General features: G+C 61.0%; 6 protein-coding genes and 1 pseudogene. 3 read left to right on the top strand and 4 right to left on the bottom strand.

What is annotated here, in order from left to right; translation table 11 throughout:
* The first annotated feature begins 180 nt into the window (after positions 1 to 180).
* Genes FMZ75_RS20665 through FMZ75_RS20655 form a run of 3 tightly spaced genes read left to right on the top strand, consistent with a single transcriptional unit; the run spans position 181 to position 1,826 of the window.
* The gene (locus tag FMZ75_RS20665; RefSeq protein WP_166146066.1) at positions 181 to 603 is read left to right on the top strand and encodes a putative toxin-antitoxin system toxin component, PIN family; all 423 of its coding nucleotides are present in this window, start codon (positions 181 to 183) and stop codon (positions 601 to 603) included.
* The gene (locus FMZ75_RS20660) at positions 600 to 875 is read left to right on the top strand and encodes a toxin-antitoxin system HicB family antitoxin (RefSeq protein ID WP_166146063.1); all 276 of its coding nucleotides are present in this window, start codon (positions 600 to 602) and stop codon (positions 873 to 875) included. The genes FMZ75_RS20665 and FMZ75_RS20660 overlap by 4 nt, the downstream gene beginning before the upstream one ends.
* A gap of 36 nt (positions 876 to 911) precedes the next feature.
* Positions 912 to 1,826, top strand: coding sequence for a recombinase family protein (locus tag FMZ75_RS20655; protein ID WP_166146060.1), 915 nt, complete (start codon positions 912 to 914; stop codon positions 1,824 to 1,826).
* Between the two features lie 43 nt (positions 1,827 to 1,869).
* Here the strand turns inward: FMZ75_RS20655 and repC are convergent, their stop codons facing one another.
* From repC to FMZ75_RS21810, 4 genes and pseudogenes are all read right to left on the bottom strand, one after another.
* Positions 1,870 to 3,204, bottom strand: coding sequence for a plasmid replication protein RepC (gene repC / locus FMZ75_RS20650; RefSeq protein WP_166146057.1), 1,335 nt, complete (start codon positions 3,202 to 3,204; stop codon positions 1,870 to 1,872).
* A 191-nt stretch (positions 3,205 to 3,395) separates the two neighbouring features.
* Entirely contained in the window at positions 3,396 to 4,469 is a 1,074-nt protein-coding gene (gene repB, locus FMZ75_RS20645; protein WP_166146053.1) for a plasmid partitioning protein RepB, read from the bottom strand.
* Entirely contained in the window at positions 4,466 to 5,677 is a 1,212-nt protein-coding gene (gene repA / locus FMZ75_RS20640; protein WP_166146050.1) for a plasmid partitioning protein RepA, read from the bottom strand. Before repA ends, repB begins: the two co-directional genes overlap by 4 nt.
* Before the next feature lie 455 nt (positions 5,678 to 6,132).
* Positions 6,133 to 6,462 (bottom strand): annotated as a pseudogene (locus FMZ75_RS21810) (Fic family protein); the annotation flags it as partial.
* Between the last annotated feature and the right edge of the window lie 108 nt (positions 6,463 to 6,570).

Genomic DNA, 6,570 nt, shown 5'->3' with positions numbered 1-6,570 from the left:
CTTTCGGCCCGCAAATCGACGAAAAAGGCTGTTTTTCAGGCCTTTCTCCTGCTCGCGCCTACGTGGCGGCCGCGGATTTTGGCCTTCGTCTACGTTTTCAAACGACCGATTGTTAAAATTCATCGTAATTGAAATTCTGCCCGTTGATCACATCATAGGCGATATGATAGTATCCCAGCAATGAGATTGGTTCTGGATACGAACGCCCTGATCGCAGCGCTCCGAAGCCCAGGCGGAGCCTCCGCCGAGCTTCTCAAGCTTGTGCGTCGAGGGCAGGCCCAGCTTTTGGCCAGCGCCGCCCTCGCAATCGAATATGAGGCCGTATGTCTGCGCGACGAACACCGAAAAGCGGCCGGCCTGTCGACGAAAGACGTCGGTCAGTTTCTCGATGCGATCATCGACCTGATCGAACCGGTCGAAATCTGGTTCCTTTGGCGGCCGCAATTGCGCGATCCGGGCGAAGAGCTGGTCCTCGAGGCGGCTGTGAACGGGCGGCCCGCGACGATCGTTACGTTCAATTTGCGTGACTTCCGACTTGTGCGAGAGCGCTTTGGCGTCGACGTTCTCACGCCGAGAGATACGCTGATGAGGATGGTGCGATGAAAACCAAAACTGCCGCTTATGCTCTTCGGCTCCCCGCTTCGATGAAGGCGGAAGCCGAAAAGATCGCCGCCGAGGATGGCACGAGCCTCAACCAGTTCGTCGCTTCGGCGGTGGCCGAAAAGGTTTCGGCGCTGCGCACGGCTCGTTATTTCGCGGAAAAGAAAGGTCGGACCGATTGGAGCGCCTTCGACCAGATCATGCGCCGCGAGGGTGGCGCGCCGCCGGTTGCGGACGACGAGATTCCTGAGGCTTATCGAGCGGCTCGCAAATAGTCCGTTGCGGATTTCGTCGGAAGGAGACCAGGGCGAATGCCCCTGATCGGCTACGCTCGCGTCTCGACCGAGGAGCAGGTCACGGACGCCCAGACCGATGTGCTGAAGGCCGCCGGCTGCGTCGAGATTTTTCGCGAGCATATGTCGGGGGCGAAAGCCTCGCGGCCGGAACTCGCCAAGGCCCTTTCGCGCGTGCGCCGCGGCGATGTGCTGGTCGTCGCGCGGCTCGATCGTTTGGCCCGCTCGCTGTCGCATCTCCTGGCCGTGATCGCCGAGCTCGACGCCAAGGGCGCGCATTTCAAATCGCTCGCCGATCCCATCGACACCACGACCCCGCAAGGCCGGTTCGCTCTGCAGGTTCTCGGCGCCGTAGCGGAGCTGGAGCGCGCCCTGATCCGGGAGCGCACCAAGGACGGCCTGCGCGCCGCCAAGAAGCGCGGCCGCATCGGCGGCAACCCAAAGCTCCGCGCCGGCGACCGCGACGCCATCCAGCGCATCGTCGACGCCAAGGCGGCGAATTATTTCGAGCGCGTCAATCGAACGGCCGAACATTGGCTGCCGGTCGTACGGCAAATGCGCCCGGATCACCGCTGGCAGGACGTCGTGCGCGTGCTCAACGCCAAGCGCGATGGCGCCAACGGCGCTCCCCTGCCCCAATGGACTGTCGAGCGCCTGAAGCGCGCGGTCAAATGCTTCGTCCACGAGGGCTTGATCGAGCCCCGCCTCCTCCATCAAGCCGCCAGCCGAAAAGTCAGCAGCGAACGCCTGGTCACGCTCGTCGCCGGGATCAAGCGGGCCAATCCCGATCTGACGCTCGCGCAGATCGGCGCGCAGCTCGAGGCCATGTATGAGCGCACGCCACGCGGCGGAACCCGCTGGGCGCCCTCCTCCGTCAAAAGCCTGCTCGATCGCGCCGAAAAGCTCCGATTGCTCGACGCCGAAACGTTGTGAGCGAGCGGATCGCCGGGGCTCGGTCCGATCATCCATCCCCGCGTCACCCTGTTTTCTTGCGTTCGCGCGCCGCCTTCGCGGCCTTGCCGCGCAACAGGGCCATCAGCACGGGTCCGAGCGAGAATTCCCCTGCCCTCGCCTTTTCGGTCAGGACGCGCAGATAGCCGCCGGCACTCTTGATCTCATCGCCGCGTTGCAGGATCGCGGCGATGACGATGGAGGCGTCATGCTCGCCCAGGACATCCAGGGCCTGTGACCAGGCGTCCGGCGAAACGCCGAGCGCCGAGCGCACTGTCGCCGCCGCAGCAGCGAGGTCTCGCCATGACGAGATTTCGCCACTCGGGCCATAATCGGCGATGTCTGGACAGGCCTCCAGCACCATTCCGAGCGGATAGGTGCGAAGGCTCGGCTTGGGATCGACGGTTCGAGGACGATCTGGGGCTGTTTCTGGGGCGCGGTCGATCGCTCCCCTGCCCTGATCGAGATTTGGCTGGGATGGCCGAGCCCTGCCTTCTTGAAGGCTAGGTTCAAGATCAGAAGAGTTTGTGGTTTGATTCTGTATGTGACGCTCAGATTGAGACTCATTGCCGCTCATATTTTGAGCTTTTATATGCGTTTCCAGCGACTTGTGGATTTCCGCCGCTAGAGTGGCCAGATCGCAGGCCAAAGCCTCCAGATCGGCGTGGGAAAGCCCCCGTCCATAGCGCCCCGAGAGCGTCGCATAGCGCTGATGCGCCTCGTCCCAGTCACCCGAGACCCCCTCCTCCAACGCGGTCTCGATCATTTTTGCGATGTCGCGGCGGGTCAGCGTGATCTTCTCGCGCAGCAGCGCGATCGCGCGATTCTCGGCCCGCACCTCCTCGGCGAGGTTCCCGATTTCGCTCGAGCGCGCCACGAGCGGCGCGAGGTCGAAGCCGAAGGCGTCCTCTATGGCTCCCCCCTGCCCTTTCCGGGCGAAGCGTTTGCCATTCGGCGAATCGCGGCGAATGATCAGCCCGGCCTCGACGAGGCAGGCGAGATGCCTCCGCAGCGTCGCCGGCGCCATGCCATGGGCGCGGATCGAGAGTTCCTTGTTCGAGGGAAACACGACGATGCCGGCGCCGGCCGAGCCCGCCTCGGCCGACATCGACCCGACCTCCGGTAGACTGAGCGCTGTTTCCTGGTGAAAGCTCAGCAGCGCGTGCAGCACCGATAGCGCGCGCTCGGTGACGCCGAGCGGCTCCTTGGCTTCGGTGAGCGCGCGAAACAGCCGCCATTTGTGGACGACGGTCTCGGATGCGCCCGGCTTCGTGGCGAAATTCTCGGTCGCGGTCTGGCTCGCCACCATGGCGAGCGACAACGACCGCCGCCCGAAGGGCGTCGTTGGACGTGTCTGCATGATCCTTTGCCTCATTCAGGCAAAAGAAATCCGCTCGCCGAAACGGCGCCGACTCTTGACAGCGATTCGCGGAAGTGTGATTCTCTAGGTGCGAACTACGAGAAGGGCTTCCGGGGCGACGTTTCGGGGGCCTTTTTCTTTTGTCGATGTCTCCTGCGTCATACGCTCGACGTCACACATAACTCTCCCCGTCATCGACGGGATTTGAACTCCTCATAGAGCGCCTGCAATCGCTCGAGGACGAAGTCACCAAATTCAGGGGCGACGCGACGATCGATCGTCACCGAAATTTTTTCGGCGTCCTGCACAATCTTGGCGAGTTTTGCGCCTTCCGCGGTCGTCCAATTTTGGAGACGAGGCCGCTCCGCGACGCTCGGTCTCACCAAGGCATGAACCCGTCGAAACCGCTGATCGCTTTCGAGAGCGAGGAAGTCCGGCGACGCAATCAACGCTTTGACCGATTTCGCGACTGCGGGATCCGAAAAACGCTCGGCGAGATCGATCCACCCGCGCCGCCCGATTCCGAGCGACGGACCAATCGCATGGATGACATTCTCGGGAACTTTCGAAATAACCGAGAGCATGTTGGACAAATCGCTCTTGTAGACGGACAGCGCGGTCATGATCGTGTCGCGCTTGAAGCCTCTCTGTTCCAAGCTGCGCGCGAAACGCGCCTTCTCTATGAACGACAAATCTTGCCGCTCGTTATTTTCCTGACCTTGCGCAATGACGAGTTCGTCATCGGAGAGAGACTTGACGACGGCGCGCACTGTGCGCTGCAGATCGAGCGCAGCGCGAAGCCTCCGATGGCCATAGGCGACCTGAAATCGCCCGCTCACGCTCGGATGAGGGCGCACGAGAATCGGCACTTGCTGCCCATGATCTCGAATAGCTTCGACCAGTCGTGCATGCGCCTCCCGGCTCGTCGCCATGCGATCCTCGACAAAGGAAGGATCGATCAGCGTCGGATCGAGGTCGACAACGACCTGCCCCTCGGCAAGCTGCCGCTCGATAGCGAGCGCGCGCTCGGATTGTGCTTTGAACTCGCTGAGAGACTGCCCGAGCGCGCCGACAGGAGCCGCAGCAGACTTTATAAGTGCCGAGGAGCCGAGAATGGGTCGTGTCTTGTGCGTTGCCGCCCTTACCACGGGATCCGCGTCTGACTTTTCATTGACTCGGAGATCATCGGTCGCGGCCGTGACTTTACCGTCGGAGGCGGGCGCCGAGCCGAGTTGCAAATTCGCGAAGAGCGCTTTTCGGCTCATGCTGTCCTCCCCCAGGCTCTTCGGATTAAACTCTCGATCTCTCCGTTGACTTGGTTCATGGATTCGACCGCGCGATCGTATGTCGATCGGGTGAACTGCTGGCGCTCCACTTCATACAGCGTCTGGTTTGTGATCGATGCGTCCGAGATCGCCGTGCTTTTCAGCATGGGATGTATGAGCACGTGTTCCCCGAAGATCGACCGCAGGAAAGCGACCATCTGATTTTGAGGGCCGTCGCTCGGCTCGAATCTCGTGACGAGGTAATTCATCCAGTCGTAATTCGTGGCCCCCCCCGCATCGGCTACGACCTCCAAGAGGTCTCCCGTCATCGTCAAGAACTGCGCCATCGACAACACGTCGAGCATTTGCGGATGCACCGTGATCAGAACTGCGGTGGCGGCGCTCAACGCAGAGAGGGTCAAATAGCCGAGTTGCGGAGGGCAATCGATGACGACGATGTCATAGAGGTTCTGCGCCTCGGCAATCGCCTGAGCGATACGTCCAAAAAACATCAAATCTCCGGGTGCGCGCTGCATCAGCGCCCTCGGCGTTTCGTGCTCGAACTCCATCAGCTCTAGATGGGCGGGGATCAAATGCAGATTGGGAATATAGGTTCCTCTGACGATCTCGCTGATGGAACGACGATGCTCGTCGTACCGAATCGCGCCGTACAAAGTTTCATTGGATCCTACATCGAGTTCGGGCTGCGAGCCGAAAAGCGCAGACAGGCTTGCCTGAGGATCGAGATCAATGGCAAGAACGCGATACCCGTGCAGAGCGAGATATTGCGCCAAATGCGCCGATGTCGTCGTCTTCCCCGACCCACCTTTGAAATTCATGACAGTGATAATCTGCAAATGCTCGCCATCGACGCGATGGGGCAGATAGCGACGATCACCTCGGGCGCTCTGGTCGAGAATACGACGAATATTCTGAATGTCCTCAACCGAGTAGGACCGTCGACCGTTCGTGACCGTCGAAGCCACTCCGCGTCCTTCAGCCGCGACCTGCCGGAGATATCCTTCGTGGATGCCAATAAGCTTCGCCGCTTCCGCAGGCGAAAATAGGCGGATGGACTTTTCTGCGGACGGAGGAAAATTGTTGCGTTGATGTGCCTGCAACTGCTGCGACAGATTATTCGCGTGCCGCTGAATCAGCGTCCGAAGCTCTGTCGCCTTCGAAGCGGAAATGGCGGGTTTGCGTGCCATGTCTTGAGGGATCTCACAAAATCAAAGCTGCGGAGTTTTTCAAAGTTTCGCGCTTCGAGCGCGTCTTGAGGCATTAGCGCCGATTCTGAGCGGAGGCGCAACGTTTTTTCTGCTAACGAAACGTTAACAGCTGAACGAATCATGTGAGCTCGGTGACGCAATAATTCGTTGGCGCAAATCCCAAACATCACATTGGGGTGCCGGCCTGACGGCTGGGATCGTTAGCCGCGGCTAACTTCTTTCTTCAGCGATCCCGAGTTAGCCGCGGCTAACTCGGGCCAGCCGGCCCACGAACGACACCCTAGCCCAGATGTAGCCAAGCCGACCCACCTCCGAGCCGGGCGTTGACAACCCTACTGGAGCGCCCCACGTGACCTCGCCAACTAAGCGCGCGGGGGAGAGAGTCGGGCAAGCAGCCGCTTAACGCGGCACGTTCATGCCGCGAGAAACGGAGATCACCCTCGCAGCGGTCCCGTTCCTTCGCCGAGAATATCGAGATAAACACGGTAGCTGAAAACGCGCCACGCCGACGGCCCGTAATCTCCGCGACGAGGCCCAGGCGCTCGAGATCGCCCAGCGCAGCATTCACGGTCGGCGCACTCAACCCGGCACACTCCGTTCGCGGTGACGAATGGATGCAGCTGAAGCAAGTCGTGAATGCGAAGTGAGGACCCCGTCCGATCACTTTCGGCCGCTATCCGCTCCCGGTCACTCGTGAAAAGACCAGCGATCCGCACGGCTGCTTCGAAGGCCTGATTCGCCGTTTCGGCAACGCCCTCCAGAAAACGTATGGCCCGCCCCGTCTGCAAGGAGTTTTATCGAGAGCGCCTTCTGATGGGTCTGCGTCAACGTATCCGGCCTCGGGGCGAGCCCCCGGCCAAGATGGAGATACG

It is taken from the genome of Methylosinus sp. RM1 (assembly GCF_011378635.1).
GTDB classification, from domain to species: Bacteria; Pseudomonadota; Alphaproteobacteria; order Rhizobiales; family Beijerinckiaceae; genus Methylosinus; species Methylosinus sporium.
Note: the sequence above shows the minus strand (reverse complement) of the source record. Positions and strands in the feature narration are given on the sequence as shown.

Coding starts and splice junctions, on each gene's coding strand:
- FMZ75_RS20665 (WP_166146066.1), top strand. CDS start 181: ATGAGATTGGTTCTGGATACGAACGCCCTGATCGCAGCGCTCCGAAGC.
- repA (WP_166146050.1), bottom strand. CDS start 5,677: ATGGCACGCAAACCCGCCATTTCCGCTTCGAAGGCGACAGAGCTTCGG.
- FMZ75_RS20655 (WP_166146060.1), top strand. CDS start 912: ATGCCCCTGATCGGCTACGCTCGCGTCTCGACCGAGGAGCAGGTCACG.
- FMZ75_RS20660 (WP_166146063.1), top strand. CDS start 600: ATGAAAACCAAAACTGCCGCTTATGCTCTTCGGCTCCCCGCTTCGATG.
- repB (WP_166146053.1), bottom strand. CDS start 4,469: ATGAGCCGAAAAGCGCTCTTCGCGAATTTGCAACTCGGCTCGGCGCCC.
- repC (WP_166146057.1), bottom strand. CDS start 3,204: ATGCAGACACGTCCAACGACGCCCTTCGGGCGGCGGTCGTTGTCGCTC.